Raw genomic sequence first — 17,306 nt, 5'->3', positions numbered from 1 at the left:
CCGTGGGCGCCGTATAGTGGCTCGCATCTCAAAATCAATTGTCGCGAAGCAAGGGGACAGCCACGATGAAGTCCGATGATGTGATCGTCAGCTTTCGCGGCGTGCGGAAGACCTACGACGGCGAAACGCTGGTCGTCAAATCGCTCGACCTCGATATCCACCGCGGGGAATTCCTGACGCTGCTCGGGCCCTCGGGCTCCGGCAAGACGACCTGCCTGATGATGCTGGCCGGCTTCGAATTCCCGACCGGCGGCGAGATCCGCCTCGACGGCGAACTGCTGAACAACGTGCCGCCGCACAAGCGCAACATCGGCATGGTGTTCCAGAACTACGCGCTGTTTCCGCACCTGACGGTGGAGCAGAACGTCGCGTATCCGCTGACCGTGCGCAAGCTGCCGGCCGCCGAGCGTGTAGAACGCGTCGCGCATGCGCTGAAGATGGTGCAGATGGAGCGCTTCGCGAAACGTTACCCGGCGCAACTGTCGGGCGGCCAGCAGCAGCGCATCGCGCTGGCGCGCGCGCTCGTGTTCGAGCCGAAGCTGGTGCTGATGGACGAGCCGCTCGGCGCGCTCGACAAGCAACTGCGCGAGCACATGCAGTACGAACTGAAGGCCCTGCACGAAAAGCTCGGCGTGACCTTCGTGTACGTGACGCACGACCAGGGCGAGGCGCTGACGATGTCCGATCGCGTCGCCGTGTTCGACAAGGGCATCGTGCAGCAGCTCGACACCGTCGACCGCCTGTACGAGTCGCCGTGCAACGAATTCGTCGCGAACTTCATCGGCGACAGCAACCGGCTGCGCGGCACCATCGCGCGCGTCGACGGCGAATTCTGCGAATTCCGGCTCGACGACGGCACGCAGCTCGTCGGCCGCCGCATCGGCGATGCGGCCGAGGGCGCGCCGGCCGTCGCGTGCATCCGCCCCGAACGCATGAGCCTCGCCCCGCACGGCGCGAACGGACACGCGAACGGCGCGGCCGCCAACCGGTTGAGCGGCGAGGCGCGCAGCCTCATCTATTTCGGCGATCACGTGCGCATGCGCTGCGCGCTGCCGGGCCAGGACGAGTGCTTCGTGAAGGTGCCGCTCGGTACCGGCGCGCTCGATGCGTTCTCGCCCGGCGCACCGGTCGCGCTCGCGTTCGCACCCGAACACCTGCGCGTGTTCGCTTGAGCAGGGTTTTCCCGATTTTCCGCTGTACGTCGTCAACAACAACTGCCCACTTCCACCACGAGAGGAGAGGAACCACCATGAACCGAGCAAGCATTACCGCGCGTCGTACCGCGCTGGCACTCGCGCTCGCCGTCGTCGGCGTATCGGCATCGGCTGCCGAACTCACGGTCGTCAACTTCGGCGGCGCGAACGGCGACGCGCAGAAGGCCGCGTTCAACCAGCCGTTCGAGAAGGCGACCGGCAACAAGGTCACCGCCGTCGAATACAACGGCGAGCAGGCGAAAGTGAAGGCGATGGTCGAGGCGAAGCACGTCAACTGGGACGTGGTCGAAGTCGAGTCGGGCGACCTGAATCGCGGCTGCGACGAAGGGCTGTACGAGAAGCTCGACTGGTCGAAGATCGCGAAGAAGTCCGACCTGATTCCGGAATCGCCGCAGGTGTGCGGCGTCGGCTTCTTCGTGTGGTCGACGGCGCTGTCGTACAACGCGGATAAGCTGAAGTCGGCCCCGACCGGCTGGGCCGATTTCTGGAACGTGAAGAAATTCCCCGGCAAGCGCGGCATGCGCAAGGGGGCGCGCTACAACCTCGAATTCGCGCTGATGGCCGACGGCGTCGCGCCGAAGGACGTCTACAAGGTGCTCGGCACGAAGGCCGGCCAGGATCGCGCGTTCAAGAAGCTCGACGAGCTGAAGCCGTATATCCAGTGGTGGGAAGCGGGCGCGCAGCCGCCGCAGTTCCTCGTCGCCGGCGACGTCGTGATGTCGACCGCGTACAACGGCCGCATCGACGCCGCGCAGAAGGAAGGCAAGAACCTGAAGGTCGTGTGGAACGGCAGCATCTACGACCTCGACTACTGGGCGATTCCGAAGGGCTCGCCGAACAAGGCGCTGGCCGAGCAATACATCGCGTACACGCTGACGCCGAAGCCGCAGCAAGGGTATGCGCAGCACATCGCGTACGGCCCCGCGAACATCGCGGCGATCAAGTCGCTCGACGCGAAGACGCTCGCGAACCTGCCGAACTCGCCGGCCAACGGCAAGAACGCCGTGCTTGAAGACATCGGCTTCTGGACCGACCACAGCGACGAGCTCGAGCAGCGTTTCGCCGCATGGGCGACGAAGTAACCGGTCAGGCATCCTCAAAGGTGTCCTGATGCAACCTGCCGCGCGGCGCGTCGATCGCGTCGCGCGGCCTTCCGCCGGATCGTCCCCGGCCGGAGAGAAACGTTGAATACGATGACGATCGCGTCTTCCTCGCCGTCGACCGCCGCGCTCAAGCGCGAGCTGAAGGCCGCCGAAGCCCGCAAGCGCACGATGGCGCTGTTGCTGGTCGCCCCGCTCGCGATTTTCCTGCTGCTGATTTTCGTCGTGCCGATCGGCACGCTGCTCACGCGCGCGGTGCAGAACCCGGAGATCGCGACCGCGTTGCCGGGCACGGTCGCCGCGCTGTCGGGCTGGGACCGCAAGGCACCGCCGGCCGACGCCGCGTATGTCGCGCTTGCGGCCGACATGACGAAGGTGGCCGACAGCGAGGCGATGGGTGCGCTCGCGCGGCGCCTGAACACCGAGATTCCCGGCTATCGCTCGCTCGTCGCGAAGACGGCGCGCGCGATGCCGCTGAAAGGCGACAACGACGCGGCACTGACGCCCGCGCAGACGCGCGCGAAACTGATCGACCTCGATGCGCGCTGGGGCGACGTCGCGTACTGGCAGTCGATCGCGAAGAACGGCAGCACCGTGTCGCCGTTCTACCTGCTCGCCGCGCTCGACCACAAGCAGGACGGCTTCGGCCACATCGTGCAGGCCGATCCGGACCAGTCGATCTATCTGGCGATCTTCGGCCGCACGTTCGTGATCGGCGTCGCCGTCACGCTGTTCGCGCTGCTGCTCGGCTATCCGCTCGCGTACTGGATCTCGACGCTGTCGGAGCGGCGTGCCAACCTCGTGATGATCCTCGTGCTGATTCCGTTCTGGACGTCGGTGCTCGTGCGCGTCGCCGCGTGGATCGTGCTGCTGCAGAGCGAAGGGCTCATCAACACGGCGCTGATCGGCAGCGGGCTGATCTCGCACCCGCTGACGCTGCTGTTCAATCGCATCGGCGTGTATATCTCGATGACGCACATCCTGCTGCCGTTCATGATCCTGCCGCTCTACAGCGTGATGAAGTCGATCCCGCCGACCTACCAGCGCGCGGCCGTATCGCTCGGCAGCCATCCGTTCGCCGCGTTCTGGCGCGTGTATGTGCCGCAGACCTATCCGGGCGTCGGCGCGGGCGCGCTGCTGGTGTTCATCCTCGCGATCGGCTACTACATCACGCCCGCGCTGCTCGGCGGGCCGAACGACCAGATGGTCAGCTACTACGTCGCGTATTTCACGAACGTGACGATCAACTGGGGCATGGCGTGCGCGCTCGGCGGGCTGCTGCTCGCGGCGACGCTCGTGCTGTACGCGGTGTACGGGCGCTTCACGCGCACGAACGTGAGCCTCGGCTGAGCGCCGCGCACAACGAAACGGGAAGGGGAATCCGACCATGAAACTCGCCAGGCCGCTGTTCGCGCCGCACATGTCGTTCGTCGAGCGCGCGTGGTACGTCGCGCTGCGCGTGCTCGTCGTGCTGACGCTGCTGTACCTGATCCTGCCGGTGCTCGCGATCGTGCCGCTGTCGTTTTCGTCGAGCACGTTCCTCGTCTATCCGATTCCGGGCTTCTCGATGCGCTGGTACGAGAACCTGATCGCGTCGGACGAGTGGCGGATGGCCGCGAAGAACAGCTTCATCGTCGCGCCGTCGGCGACCGTCGTCGCGACGGTGCTCGGCACGCTCGCCGCGATCGGTCTCACGAAGGCCGACTTCCGCGGCAAGGGGCTGCTGATGGCCGTGCTGCTGTCGCCGATGATCGTGCCCGTCGTCGTGGTCGGCGTCGGCATGTACCTGTTCTTCGCGCCGCTCGGGCTCGCGAACACCTACACGGGGCTGATCGCCGCGCACGCGGCGCTTGGCGTGCCGTTCGTCGTGACGACGGTCGCGGCGACGCTGCAGGGCTTCAACCAGAACCTCGTGCGCGCGAGCCTGTCGCTCGGTGCGAATCCGGTGTCGACCTTCTTCCGCGTGACGCTGCCGGTGATCGCACCGGGTGTGATGTCGGGCGCGCTGTTCGCGTTCGCGACGTCGTTCGACGAAGTCGTCGTCACGCTGTTCCTCGCGGGCGCGGACCAGACCACGCTGCCGCGCCAGATGTTCACGGGCATCCGTGAGAACATCAGCCCGACGATCGCCGCGCTCGCCACGATCCTGATCATCTTCTCGACGAGCCTGCTGCTTGCGCTCGAATGGCTGCGCGGACGCAATGCGCGGCGCGCGGTGAGCTGAGCGGGCGGGCTTGCCCCCGGCAACTGAGTCGCCACGTGTCGTGCGTGGCCGCGCATTGCTTTCATTTCGCTGACTGACGAAGCGGCCGCCTGCACGTTCGATGCGGCTCTGCAACAATACGGGACGCGGCGGCGCGCGTTCCGTGCGGTGCGACCGGAACGCCGCCGCGAGTCCAATCCGCGACGCGGCGCAACGCGTCGCTCGTCAGCCGAGCCTCATCTTGTCCGAATTCGCCTCCTCCGCCGGCGCGCATGAGCCGGCCGTCAACTGGCGCGCGATGTCCGCCGTGCTGCTGGCCGTCGCGCTCGCGACGCTCGACACCGCGATCGCGAACACCGCGCTGCCCGCGATCGCCGCCGACCTGCATGCATCGCCGGCCGCGTCCGTATGGATCATCAACGCATACCAGCTCGCGATGGTCGCGACGCTGCTGCCGTTCGCGTCGCTCGGCGACATCGTCGGCCACAAGCGCGTGTATATCGCCGGGCTCGCGGTGTTCACGCTCGCGTCGCTCGGCTGTTCGCTCGCGTCGACGCTGCCGATGCTGACGGCCGCGCGGATCGTGCAGGGCTTCGGCGCGAGCGCGATCATGAGCGTCAACGTCGCGCTGATCCGCGGCCTGTTCCCCGCGCACCGGCTCGGGCGCGGCGTCGGCTTCAACGCGCTCGTCGTCGGCGTGTCGTTCGCGGTGGGGCCGACCATTGCGTCGCTGATCCTGTCGGTCGCCGCGTGGCCGTGGCTGTTCGCGGTGAACGTGCCGCTCGGCGTGTTCGCGCTGGCCGTGGCGATTCCGTCGCTGCCGCAGACGGCGCGCGGCAAGCACGCATTCGATCCGGTCGCCGCATTGTTCAACGTGATCACGTTCGCGTCGCTGATCTTCGCGCTCGGCGAATTCGCGCAGCGCGGGCCGCTTTCGATCGTGTTCGCGTCGGCCGCGGTCGCGCTTGCATTCGGCTGGCTGCTGATCCGCCGCCAGGCCGGGCACCCGGCACCGATGCTGCCGGTCGACCTGTTTCGCCGGCCGGTGTTCACGCTGTCCGCGCTGACCGCCGTGTGCGCGTTCGCCGCGCAGGGGCTCGCATTCGTGTCGCTGCCGTTCTATTTCGAAACCGTCCTGCATCGCAACGCGGTCGAGACGGGGTTCCTGATGACGCCGTGGTCGGCGATCGTCGCGCTTGCCGCGCCGATCGCGGGGCGGTTGTCGGATCGTTATCCGCCGGGCCTGCTCGGTGCGATCGGTCTTGCGTTGCTGAGCGCGGGCATGGTGTCGCTCGCCGCGTTGCCGGCGGCGCCGGGCGTGATCGACATCGGCTGGCGGATGATGCTGTGCGGCGCGGGCTTCGGTTTCTTCCAGTCGCCGAACCTGAAGGCGCTGATGTCGAGTGCGCCGCCCGAGCGCAGCGGCGGCGCGAGCGGGATCATCGCGACCGCGCGGCTGATCGGGCAGGCGACGGGTGCTGCGCTCGTCGCGCTGTCGTTCGGGATCGCAGGGCGCCACGGGCCGACGCTTGCTTTGATGCTCGGCGCGGGGTTCGCCGGGGCGGCGAGTGTCGCGAGCGGGTTGCGGCTCTTTGCGCCGTCGCATCGGGCCGGCGTGGCGGCGGCGTCCGAGCGCGTGGGCGAGCGGGCGGCGGAATAGGCAAGGGCAAGTCACGCGCCGGCGCGCGGCGACCTGCCGCCGCGCACCGGCCTTCAAGCTGCGCTCAGAACCCGCCCGACTTGATCAGCTGGTTGAGGTTCGCGATGTTCAGGCTGCCGAAGCCGGTCGTGTAATCCCAGCCGGTGCCTGCGTTATAGCCGTACCCCTGATAGCCGTTGTTCCCCGACACCACGTCGTAGCGCACGAGCGACGGACGCGACGGAATGTCCGCATAGAAATTGCCGGCCGGGAAACCGAGGCCCGTGCCGTTCGCTGCGAGCAGGCGTGCCCAGAGGCCCGTGAAGATCGGCGCGGCGAGGCTCGTGCCGCCGATCTGCTGCAACTGGCCGTAGTTGTAGATGTACGCGCCGGTGCTTTGCGCGGCGTCGAACGACACGTCCGGCAGCCGGCGGTTGCTGCCCGACTGCCACGACGGCGCGGGCAGGATCGTGCTGACGCCGCCGCCCGTTGCCCACAGCTTGCCGTTGTCGTCGAGCCCTTCGTTCCACACCGTCTCGTTCGAGAACGCACCCGACGACGTCGTGTAGAGCGTCGTGCCGCCGATCGCGAGCACGTGCGGCGACGAAGCCGGCCACGACACCGTGTAGTTCGAGCCGTCCGGATAGCCGCGGTTGTTGCACTCGTACACGCCTTCGTCGCCCGACGACACCGAGAAGGTCTGGCCTTGCGCCGCTGCCGTCGTGAAGATCTGTTCCTCGGCGTCGAGCGTGCCGTCCGCGTTTGCGTCGGTTTCGCACCAGCCGAGCGACACGTTGATCACCTTCGCGGTGTTGTCCGACACCGCGCGGTTGAACGCCTGCGTGAGCCCCGTGTTGCCGCTGGCGTTGAGGTCCGCCATGTAGAACACGAGCTTGCCGACCTGGCCGCCGGCCGAGCCGACGATCGACTGGCTGTCGAGATCCCATTCGCCCTGGCCGTCCTGGTCGTCGGTGTAGCTGCCGCCCGAGCCGTTGGTCTTGACGGTCTGCGTCGAGACCGTGCCGTAACCGTTGCTCGACGTGAACTGCTTCAGGTCCTGCAGCGTCTGCGACACGCCGCCGATCGTGATGATGCCGACGGTGACACCGGCGGCGGTCGGCACGCCGGTCGCGTTGTAGAGGCCCGGGAATTCCTTCGGATAGTGGCCGGTCGCCGTGCCGGCCGCGAGCGCCTGCGGCTTCGACACGTTGCCGATGCGCAGCAGCGGCCGCGCGCGCGCGACGCTCTGCAGCCCGAGCACCGAGCCGACGACGTCGCCGAGCGCGCGCGGCACCTGCGCGGTCGACGTGTTGGCGAAGCCCGAGCGGCCCGCGTAGTCGAAGTGCACGAGCGACGTGTTGAATGCGGTCTTCACGGTGCCGGCCGTGCCGCGTGCGGACACCAGCAACCGGTTCGGTGCGACCTCGACATTCACGAAGCCGCTCTTGTGCAGATAGTCGACGACCGACTTCACCTGCGCATCGGTCGGCGCGTAGTTGGCGAGGAACTGCTCGTGCGTGAGGTACTGGCGGTAATGCGCGCTGCCGGGCCGGTTCACGTCGCGCGCCAGTTGCTTGAGCTGCGCGGCATTGCGCAGCTTCAGGCTGACGACGACGTCGGTCGTTTCGCCGGCCGCGAGTTCGAGCGACGGCGCCGCACTGCGCGCCATCAACTGCGGGCCGGTCAGAAAGGCCTTCGTATGGGTATCGACCCAGTCCGTCGCCGCATGCGCCGCAGCGGCAGCGAACACGAAGGGTGCCACGCATGCAAGGCGGCGGGGCGACGGCAGGGGCAGGGCAAACCAGGCGTTCCTTTTCATCGGGAGTCCTTTTTAGGAGAGACGACGTTGCTGGAGCCCTCGACCCTTGTGGGGTCGCGAGCGGTGACGAGCGTAGGGCGTCGCTACCGTTCAGGTAGCTGCCAGTTTCCATAGCTGTCAGTTCTGACATCGGGGTGTGAGCGTGCACGCGCTGCGTCGTATGCGCAGGCGATCGTGGACGTGGCGAACGGAACCGGTTCGCGGCACGACGGCGCGGCAATGCGCGACGTTCGCGCGCACGAGTCGCTCGTCACGGCGTCGGAACATGCGCGATCGCGGAGTGGATCGACGCGTGAACGCGTGGCGCGCGACCGGTCGTTGCCGCATGCCGCGTCGCACTATGTGGTCAAACGAAGCGATGCGGCAGAAACGGATTCGCGCGTGCACAAGAAAGGGGCCGGTCGAACGCAAACGTTTCCCGAACTGTGGAACAGCACGTCGGGCAGTCTTGCAGGCGGCTTTCGGATCGCGTGTCGCAGATGCGGATTAGAGGAAACGCTCGAATTCGGACGCAGGCGCGCGCCGGCGCGACGGACGGCAGGCCCGCACCGGATTGCACGACGCGGCTCGTGAAATTCCGCCTTGACGCGCGTCGACCGGCGGCTATTCTTCAATCCATAACCAACGGGTTATGGATTTTGAACGACATGCAGACCGATCACGACATGCTTTTCCGGACGCTGGCCGATCCCACCCGCCGCGCGCTCTTCGAGCGGCTGTGCGCGGACGGCGAGCTGACGGTCGCCGCGCTGACGGCCCATGCGGGCGTCTCGCAGCCGGCCGTGTCGAAGCATCTCGGCGTACTGAAGCAGGCCGGGCTCGTGAACGACCGTCACGAAGGCCGGCAGACGCACTACAGCGCGCAGCCGCAAGCGCTGGCCCCGCTGATCGACTGGACGAGCCAGATGGCCGGCTTCTGGCAAAACCGGTTCGATGCCCTCGAGGATCTTCTGAAAAGGATGGACCAGTAATGAACCAGGCCACCACCGAAACGCGCTCCGTCGTCGTCGACCGGGAACTGCCTCATCCACCGGAGAAGATCTGGCGCGCGCTCACGCAACCGCACCTGATCGAGGCTTGGCTGATGAAAAGCGACTTCGAACCAGTCGCGGGCCGCGCCTTCAGTTTCCGCGCGGACTGGGGTTCGGTCGACTGCAAGGTCCTGACGATCGAGCCGCCGCGCACGCTGTCCTATACGTGGGCCGCGTACGGCCTCGAAAGCGTCGTCACGTGGACGCTCACGCCGACGCCGGCCGGCACGCACCTGCGGATGGAGCAGGTGGGCTTCCGCACGGACCAGGAGCAGGCGTACCGCGGTGCGCAGCACGGCTGGGTGCGGTTCCTCGATGCGCTCGAACAGGTGCTGACACGCCCCGACGAAGGCACGGAGGCCCGCGCATGAACGCAACGGACCTCACGCCGTCGGAGCGCATCGACGCGCTGATCGCCGGCATCGCCGACTGGCGCGGCAAGACCTTCGCCGACCTTCGCCAGACGATCCTCGCCGCGCAAGCGGGCATCGTCGAGGAATGGAAGTGGATGGGCAGCCCCGTGTGGTCGTGCGACGGGATGATTGCGGTGGCGAACGCGCACAAGGGCAAGGTGAAGCTGACCTTCATGCACGGCGCGCAGTTGCCCGATCCCGACAAGCTGTTCAACGACGGTCTCGACGGCAATGCGCGACGCGCGATCGACCTGTTCGAAGGCGACCGGCTCGACAAGCGGGCGCTGAAGAATCTCGTGCGCGCGGCGATCGAGTACAACCGCACGCACTTGAAGAAGAACGCACGAGGAGCGGGCGCGAAGGCGCGCGGCGACAAGGCGGCGTGACGAGCCTGACAATCGGCAACATTGCGTAACGCGCGCAGGCAAAAAAAAGCCCGACACGAGGTCGGGCATTCAAATCGGCCGCAACCGCCGCGAGGCGGCTGCGGCACCTGCAAAGGCAGGGCGCTTACGCTGCGAGCAGCGAGCGCAGCACGAACGGCAGGATACCGCCGTGCTTGTAGTAGTCGACTTCGATCGGCGTATCGATGCGCAGCAGGACCTGCACGCGCTGCGTTTCGCCGTTCTTGCGATTGATCACGAGCGTGACGTCCTGCTGCGGCTTGAAGTCGTCGCCGAGGCCTTCGATGTCGAACGTCTCGTCGCCGGTGATGCCGAGCGACTGGACGCTGTCCGAGCCCTTGAACTGCAGCGGCAGCACGCCCATGCCGACCAGGTTCGAGCGGTGGATACGCTCGAAGCTGCGTGCGATCACGGCCTTCACGCCGAGCAGCTGCGTGCCCTTCGCGGCCCAGTCGCGCGACGAGCCCGTGCCGTATTCTTCGCCCGCGAACACGACGGTCGGCGTGTCGGCCGCGACGTATTGCATCGCCGCGTCGTAGATCGACTGCTGTTCGCCGCTCGGCTGGTGGATCGTCAGGCCGCCTTCGACGCGCGTGCCGTCCGCCTTCGCCGGGATCATCAGGTTCTTGATCCGGACGTTCGCGAACGTACCGCGCATCATCACGTCGTGGTTGCCGCGGCGCGAGCCGTAGCTGTTGAAGTCGGCCTTCTGCACGCCGTTTTCCTTCAGCCACTTGCCCGCCGGCGAGTCTTCCTTGATCGAGCCTGCCGGGCTGATGTGGTCGGTCGTGACCGAGTCACCGAAGATGCCCAGTGCGCGCGCGCCCTTGACCGTCGGGATCGACGCAGCCGGGTCCATCGAGAAGTCGTTGCCGAAGAACGGCGGCTCGGCGATGTAGGTCGACTTCGGCCAGTCGTAGACCTGGCCCGATTCGCCCTCGATCTTGCTCCAGAGGTCGCCCTTCTTGGTCAGCTTCGAGTAGTTGTCCTCGAACTTCTTCGGATCGAGCGCGAACTTGAGCAGCGCGTGGATTTCGTCGCTCGTCGGCCAGATGTCGCCGAGGTAGATGTCGCGGCCGCCCTTGCCCTTGCCGACCGGCTCGGTCATCAGGTCGCGCGTGATGTTGCCGGCGATCGCGTACGCGACGACGAGCGGCGGCGACGCGAGGAAGTTCGCGCGGATGTTCGGGTGGATACGCGCTTCGAAGTTACGGTTGCCCGACAGCACGGCTGCCGCGACGATGTCATTCTTCGTGATCGCTTCGTTCAGCTCCGGCGTCAGGTCGCCCGCGTTGCCGATACAGGTCGTGCAGCCATACGCCGCGACTTCGAAACCGAGCTTCGACAGGTAGGGCAGCAGGCCCGTCTTCGTCAGGTACTCGGTGACGATGCGCGATCCCGGCGCGAGCGAGGTCTTGATCTTCGGATCGACCGTGAGGCCGGCCTCGACCGCCTTCTTCGCGAGCAGGCCGGCGGCCAGCAGCACGCTCGGGTTCGACGTGTTCGTGCACGACGTGATCGCGGCGATCAGGATGTCGCCGTTCTTCACGTCGACGCCGTTGCTCGTCGTGTACTGCGTGCCCAGGTCGTCCGCCTTCTTCGCGAAGCCGTTTTCCGCGACCGGCTTCGAGAACAGGTCGGTGAACGTCGACTTGACGTTGCCGATCTCGATGCGGTCCTGCGGGCGCTTCGGGCCGGCCAGCGACGGGGCGACCGTCGTCAGGTCCAGCGTCACGACCTTCGTGTAGTCGATGTCGCCGGCCTTCGGGATGCCGAACAGCTTCTGCGCCTTGAAGTAGTTTTCGAACGCGGCGATTTCCGCCTTCGTGCGGCCCGTGCCTTCGAAGTAGTCGATCGTCTTTTCGTCGACCGGGAAGAAGCCCATCGTCGCGCCGTATTCGGGCGCCATGTTGCCGATCGTCGCGCGATCCGGCAGCGACAGCGACTTCGTGCCTTCGCCGAAGAACTCGACGAACTTGCCGACGACCTTCTCCTTGCGCAGCATTTCGGTGATCGTCAGCACCAGGTCGGTGGCCGTCACGCCTTCGCGCAGCTTGCCCTTCAGCTCGACGCCGACGACGTCCGGCGTCAGGAAGTACACCGGCTGGCCGAGCATGCCGGCTTCCGCCTCGATGCCGCCCACGCCCCAGCCGACCACGCCGATGCCGTTGATCATCGTCGTGTGGCTGTCCGTGCCGACGAGGGTATCCGGGTAGTACACGGTGTCGCCGCCGTCCGCCTTCTTGTGGACGCCGCGCGCGAGGTATTCGAGGTTCACCTGGTGGACGATGCCGACGCCCGGCGGCACGACCTTGAACGTGTCGAATGCCTGCATGCCCCACTTCATGAACTGGTAGCGCTCGTTGTTGCGCTGGAATTCCAGTTTCATGTTCAGGTCGAGCGCGTCCTTCTGGCGGAAGTAGTCGATCTGGACCGAGTGGTCGACGACGAGGTCGACCGGAACCAGCGGCTCGATCTTCTTCGGGTTCTTGCCCGTACGCTCCGCGACGCCGCGCATGGCCGCGATGTCGGCGAGCAGCGGCACACCCGTGAAGTCCTGCAGCACGACGCGCGACACCACGAACGGAATCTCGTCGACGCGCTTCGCGGTCGGCTTCCAGTTCGCGAGCTGCTCGATGTGCTCTTCGGTGATCTTCTTGCCGTCGTAGTTGCGCAGCACGGACTCGAGCACGATACGGATCGACACCGGCAGGCGTTCGATCTTCGTCTTCAGTTCCTTGCCGAGCTGCGGCAGCGAGTAGAACTTGCCTTTGCCGGAACCGCTGTCGAATTCCTTGAGGGTCTTGTGGAGATTGTGGGCCATGGTGATTTTCCTGGGTTTAAGGCTAGGAAACAAATAGTCCTGTATCTGACGGCTATATCACATACAAGTCGACGTACTCATCGACCGGCATCGCTTCGAGCTTTGCCTGGTCCAGCGACACGTCGAGAATCGCTTGTTGCTGCTTTGCCGGGAAGCGGCGGGCAAGGTTGGTCCTGAACTTCTCGACCAGGAGCGGGATGCCTTCCGCACGCCGCCGCCGATGGCCGAGCGGGTATTCGACCGCCACCTCGGCAAGTTTCGACCCGTCCGTGAACTCGATCGTCAGTGCGTTCGCGATCGAGCGCTTGTCCGGGTCGTGGTAATCCTTCGTGAACTGCGGATCCTCGACGCACACCGTTTTCGCGCGCAGCGCGTCGATGCGGAGATCGGCGGCGGCCGCGTCTTCGTAATCGGCTGCGGTCAGCCGGCCGAACAGCAGCGGCACGGCGACCATGTACTGGATGCAGTGGTCGCGGTCGGCCGGATTGGCGAGCGGGCCCTGCTTGTCGATGATGCGGATCGCGGCCGCATGCGTGCGGATCGTGATCCGGCTGATGTCGTCGGTCGTGCGGCCCGCGGCGGCGAGCTGCGCATGCAGCTGCAGCGCGGCCTCGGCGGCCGTCTGCGCGTGGAACTCGGCAGGGAACGCGATCTTGAACAGCACGTTTTCCATCACGTACGTGCCGTACGGGCGCTGGAAGCGGAACGGCTTGCCGTCGAACAGCACGTCGTAGAAGCCCCAGGTCTTTGCGGTGAGTGCCGACGGGTAGCCCATTTCACCCGTTTTCGCGATCAGCGCGAGGCGCACCGCGCGGGAGGTCGCGTCGCCGGCCGCCCATGATTTGCGCGAGCCCGTGTTCGGCGCGTGGCGGTAGGTGCGCAGCGCCTGGCCGTCGACGAACGCGTTGGACACCGCGTTGATCAGCTCGTCGCGCGTGAGCCCGAGCAGCCGGCCGACGACGGCCGTCGATGCGACCTTCACGAGCAGCACGTGGTCGAGCCCGACCGCATTGAACGAATTCTCGAGTGCGAGGCAGCCCTGGATCTCGTGGGCCTGGATCATCGCGACCAGCACGTCGCGCATCGTGAGCGGCTTCCTGCCGGCCGCGACGGCCGTGCGGGAGAGCCAGTCGGCCGTCGCCAGGATGCCGCCGAGATTGTCGGACGGATGGCCCCATTCGGCGGCGAGCCAGGTGTCGTTGAAGTCCAGCCAGCGGATCATCGCGCCGATGCCGAACGCGGCCTGGACGGGATCGAGCTGGAAGGACGTGCCGGGCACCTTCGCGCCGTTCGGCACGATCGTGCCGGGCACGACGGGGCCGAGCAGCTTGGTGCAGGCAGGGTAGGACAGCGCCTCGAGTCCGCATCCGAGCGTGTCGATCAGGCAATGACGCGCCGTCTCCAGCGCGAGCGCGCTGTCGATGCCGGTATTCAGCACGTAGTCGACGATATCGACGAGTACCGTATCCGGAGCAGGGCGGACGTTGGAGACCGGGGCGGACATCGAGGGGCCGATGGGAACGCGCTTAGTTCGTTGCCGGCTTCAGCTCGTTCGACTGCGTCGGTGCCGGCGTGCCTTGTGCCATTTCCGGCGTCACGCATTCGTCCGCGAGGCGCTCGCCGCCGTTTGCGTCGGAGAACAGCATCGCCTTGGTCGGGATCACGATCAGCTTGAAGCCTGCTGCCGGATCGTAGAACGTGTCCGCGCCCGTCGTCGTGGCCTGACGCGGCAGCTTGTAGTTCTTCTTCGCCCAGTGAACCGTGACCACCTGGTCGCGCTTCATGTCGCCGGCGAGGTCGAACGACAGACCTTCCTTGCAGGACCACTTGACCGCGCCGTCCGGTACCGGATCGACCTTGGCTGCGGCGCGTGCCTGTGCCTTCTTGCTGCGCGGGATGATGCGCTTGGCCGGCGCCGGGCGCTTGGCCGTTGCCTTCTTCGCGGTCGTGGTGGTCGTACCCTGGGCAAACGCGCTCGGAGCCGACACCAGCATCGTGGCGGACAAGGCGCCGATGGCGGTAGCGATCAGGAGTTTCTTCATGGAGTCAGAACCTTTCGATAATCAGTTGACAAGGGCCGGCAATCGAATTGCCGGCCGGTTTGAAACTGCACGCGCCCCGAAAGCGCGCAGCGGCCGCTATTTTCACCTATTTGGCCGCGTACATATCAGGTTTTCGGGCTCCGTTACGTTTTTTGTCGTTTCGCAAACCTCTATCCGGTTCGCGTGTCGTCGAATGCATGAAACTCGTGTATCGGCCGGCGCCGCGCACTTACGGCGCGCTGCCCGCGGCGGCCGGGCCGAACAGCGGCGCGGCCTCGGCCGGTACGGGCTGGCCGGTGGCCCGCGCGCGGCGCAGCACCGACCAGTAATACCGGTAGCTCGCGCGATCGTGCAGCGTATCACCGTGGCGCGTCGGCCCCCAGTCGGCGGCCTGCGCGGCCAGCAGAATCTCGGCGGCCAGCGCGACCTCGTCGGTACGCGGCGCGAATGCGTCGACGATCGGGCGGATCTGCGCGGGGTGGATGCTCCACATCCGCGTGAAGGCGAATTCGTCGCGCGCGCGGCGTGCATCGGCGGCGACGACGCTCATGTCGCGCACCTCGGTCGTCACGTTGTGCGACGGCGTCTTGCCGTGCGCGTGGCAGGCCGCGGCGATTTCCAGCTTCGCGCGGCGCACGAGCGGGTGCTCGAACTGGCCGGGCGAGCGCATCGCGGCATCGGGAATCGCGCCATGGTGCGCGGAGACGAAATCCATCAGCCCGAAGCTCAGCGTGCCGACCGTCGGCAGCGCGGCGAGGGCGACCGCCTGCGCGAGCGCGCCGTGCGTCTCGACCAGCACGTCGACCGGGATCGGCTGCGCGATGCCGAGCTCGCGGCGCGTGCCTTCGATGAACGCGGTCATTTCGGCTGCGTCGGCGGCACTCGCGATCTTCGGGAGCGTGATGTAGGCGGGTGCGCGCGACGCGCGCAGCACGATGCGCACGTCGTCGCGCCAGTGCGGATGGGAAAAGTCGTGGATGCGGACGCCGACGCGGCCGAAGCGGTTTTCGTCGCTGCCGAGCATGTCGGCGACGAGTGCCGCGTGCGCGGCTTCCTGGCCGACGGCCGCGCCGTCTTCGCAGTCGAGCGTGATGTCGAACACGGGGCCCGTTTCGGCCTGCAGCGCGAGCGACTTGCGCATCAGCTTTTCGCTGCCCGCGTAGTGATCGCAACAGGGCAGGACCGCGGGCGGGGACGCCCCGTCGTACAGCACTTGTGCAGGAGTGAGCGCAGCCATCTCGTCTACGTCAGGGAAGCGGGTCAACGTGGAGAAAATCGGATTCGGGCGCGTTCTGGGCCGGTGCGCGGCGGGCGCGGGGCGGCAAAACGGGCGCGGATCGGATCGTTCGGCAGGGCCGGCGGCTGGCGCCGGCCCGGGCCGGAACCGGGCGGCCCGAAAGCCGCCCGGCAAAGGCACGTGATGCTTAGTTCTTCAGCAGGTGGGCAACGCCATCGCGCTCTTCGAGCAGCTCGGCCAGCGTGCCGTCCATCTTCTCGCGCGAGAAGGCGTCGATTTCCAGGCCTTCGATGCGCTTGTACTCGCCGTTTTCGCACACGACCGGCACGCCGTAGATGATGTCTTCGGGAATGCCGTACGAGCCGTCCGACGGGATGCCCATCGTGACCCACTTGCCGTTCGTGCCGAGGACCCAGTCACGCACGTGGTCGATCGCCGCGTTGGCTGCCGACGCTGCCGACGACAGGCCGCGCGCTTCGATGATCGCCGCGCCGCGCTTGCCGACGGTCGGGATGAACGTGTCGCGGTTCCACACGTCGTCGTTGATCAGCTTCAGCAGCGATTCGCCTTCGGCGGTCGCGAAGCGGAAGTCGGGGTACATCGTCGGCGAGTGGTTGCCCCACACGGCGAGCTTCTCGATCGATGCGACCGGCTTGCCCGACTTCGCTGCGAGCTGCGACAGCGCGCGGTTGTGGTCGAGGCGCAGCATTGCCGTGAAGTTCTTCTTCGGCAGATCCGGCGCCGACTTCATCGCGATGTATGCGTTCGTGTTCGCCGGGTTGCCGACGACCAGGACCTTCACGTCGCGGCTGGCGACTTCGTTCAGCGCAGCGCCCTGAACCGTGAAGATTTCGGCGTTCGCCGACAGCAGGTCCTTGCGCTCCATGCCCTTCGAGCGCGGACGTGCGCCGACCAGCAGTGCGACGTCGGCATCCTTGAATGCGACCTTCGGATCGTCGGTGATCACGACGCCCGCCAGCAGCGGGAACGCGCAATCGTCGAGTTCCATCACGACGCCTTTGACGGCGGCTTGGGCTTGCGGGAGGTCGAGCAGTTGCAGGATGACCGGCTGGTCCTTGCCGAGCAGGTCGCCGTTCGCGATGCGGAACAGCAGGGAGTAAGCGATTTGACCTGCGGCGCCGGTGACGGCAACGCGCTTTGCGGGCTTAGCCATTGAAAATCTCCAGGACGGGTGAAGCGTTGGACGCTAGCGAAAACGCCATTCTATGCGCGTTGTGCGTAGCGTTGCATTGAAGCAGGGCGGAGGACTCGCGATGGCAGACGCGGTGAACCTGGAGACGGCCGTGGCACGTAGCCGGGGACGCGCTTTTGCACCCGCGAACCCTTGCTCGACCGGGAGTGTAGGAGCCGTCACGCGCA

At 66.7% G+C, this 17,306-nt stretch carries 14 protein-coding genes; 8 read left to right on the top strand and 6 right to left on the bottom strand.

The features are described from left to right. Positions 1–65 precede the first annotated feature (65 nt). From ACTJLD_RS06550 to ACTJLD_RS06530, 5 genes are all read left to right on the top strand, one after another. Complete coding sequence (locus tag ACTJLD_RS06550) at positions 66–1,172, top strand: ABC transporter ATP-binding protein (RefSeq protein ID WP_060194862.1); 1,107 nt, start codon at positions 66–68, stop codon at positions 1,170–1,172. Between the two features lie 77 nt (positions 1,173–1,249). After that, positions 1,250–2,296, top strand: a complete 1,047-nt coding sequence (locus ACTJLD_RS06545; protein WP_021158689.1) for an ABC transporter substrate-binding protein — start codon at positions 1,250–1,252, stop codon at positions 2,294–2,296. Positions 2,297–2,407: 111 nt separating this feature from the next. Then, positions 2,408–3,664, top strand: a complete 1,257-nt coding sequence (locus ACTJLD_RS06540) for an ABC transporter permease (RefSeq protein WP_060083427.1) — start codon at positions 2,408–2,410, stop codon at positions 3,662–3,664. Between the two features lie 37 nt (positions 3,665–3,701). Continuing rightward, positions 3,702–4,538 (top strand): ABC transporter permease, encoded by an 837-nt coding sequence (locus ACTJLD_RS06535; protein WP_027791109.1) that lies wholly within the window; start codon positions 3,702–3,704, stop codon positions 4,536–4,538. Positions 4,539–4,758: 220 nt separating this feature from the next. Beyond that, on the top strand, positions 4,759–6,177 hold the full coding sequence (locus ACTJLD_RS06530) for an MFS transporter (RefSeq protein ID WP_027791110.1): 1,419 nt from the start codon (positions 4,759–4,761) through the stop codon (positions 6,175–6,177). A gap of 64 nt (positions 6,178–6,241) precedes the next feature. Here ACTJLD_RS06530 and ACTJLD_RS06525 read toward each other — a convergent pair whose 3' ends face one another. Beyond that, positions 6,242–7,975, bottom strand: a complete 1,734-nt coding sequence (locus tag ACTJLD_RS06525; RefSeq protein WP_440658363.1) for a S53 family peptidase — start codon at positions 7,973–7,975, stop codon at positions 6,242–6,244. A 647-nt stretch (positions 7,976–8,622) separates the two neighbouring features. Between ACTJLD_RS06525 and ACTJLD_RS06520 the strand changes: the two genes are divergently transcribed. From ACTJLD_RS06520 to ACTJLD_RS06510, 3 genes are read left to right on the top strand one after another with little or no spacing between them, the layout of a single operon-like run. Continuing rightward, positions 8,623–8,946 carry an ArsR/SmtB family transcription factor gene (locus tag ACTJLD_RS06520; RefSeq protein WP_027791112.1) on the top strand — a complete coding sequence of 108 codons (324 nt, stop codon included), beginning with the start codon at positions 8,623–8,625 and terminating at the stop codon, positions 8,944–8,946. Continuing rightward, entirely contained in the window at positions 8,946–9,377 is a 432-nt protein-coding gene (locus ACTJLD_RS06515) for an SRPBCC family protein (protein WP_124534059.1), read from the top strand. Before ACTJLD_RS06520 ends, ACTJLD_RS06515 begins: the two co-directional genes overlap by 1 nt. Next, complete coding sequence (locus ACTJLD_RS06510; RefSeq protein WP_060194856.1) at positions 9,374–9,805, top strand: DUF1801 domain-containing protein; 432 nt, start codon at positions 9,374–9,376, stop codon at positions 9,803–9,805. Before ACTJLD_RS06515 ends, ACTJLD_RS06510 begins: the two co-directional genes overlap by 4 nt. 124 nt (positions 9,806–9,929) lie before the next feature. On the opposite strand, the gene acnA is transcribed toward ACTJLD_RS06510, so the two are convergent. From acnA to ACTJLD_RS06485, 5 genes are all read right to left on the bottom strand, one after another. Continuing rightward, positions 9,930–12,647: an aconitate hydratase AcnA gene (gene acnA, locus ACTJLD_RS06505; RefSeq protein WP_440658360.1), complete on the bottom strand. Its 2,718-nt coding sequence runs from the start codon at positions 12,645–12,647 to the stop codon at positions 9,930–9,932. Positions 12,648–12,699: 52 nt separating this feature from the next. Next, positions 12,700–14,151 carry a bifunctional 2-methylcitrate dehydratase/aconitate hydratase gene (locus tag ACTJLD_RS06500; protein ID WP_119338446.1) on the bottom strand — a complete coding sequence of 484 codons (1,452 nt, stop codon included), beginning with the start codon at positions 14,149–14,151 and terminating at the stop codon, positions 12,700–12,702. A 22-nt stretch (positions 14,152–14,173) separates the two neighbouring features. After that, positions 14,174–14,689 (bottom strand): hypothetical protein, encoded by a 516-nt coding sequence (locus tag ACTJLD_RS06495; protein WP_027791117.1) that lies wholly within the window; start codon positions 14,687–14,689, stop codon positions 14,174–14,176. A 229-nt stretch (positions 14,690–14,918) separates the two neighbouring features. Further along, positions 14,919–15,926, bottom strand: a complete 1,008-nt coding sequence (locus tag ACTJLD_RS06490) for an HpcH/HpaI aldolase/citrate lyase family protein (RefSeq protein WP_440658357.1) — start codon at positions 15,924–15,926, stop codon at positions 14,919–14,921. 187 nt (positions 15,927–16,113) lie between these two features. Further along, the gene (locus ACTJLD_RS06485) at positions 16,114–17,100 is read right to left on the bottom strand and encodes a malate dehydrogenase (RefSeq protein WP_027791119.1); all 987 of its coding nucleotides are present in this window, start codon (positions 17,098–17,100) and stop codon (positions 16,114–16,116) included. Positions 17,101–17,306: the final 206 nt, after the last annotated feature.

The sequence above is a fragment of the Burkholderia sp. 22088 genome (genome assembly GCF_052045915.1).
In the GTDB taxonomy this organism is placed as follows: domain Bacteria; phylum Pseudomonadota; class Gammaproteobacteria; order Burkholderiales; family Burkholderiaceae; genus Burkholderia; species Burkholderia cepacia.
Note: the sequence above shows the minus strand (reverse complement) of the source record. Positions and strands in the feature narration are given on the sequence as shown.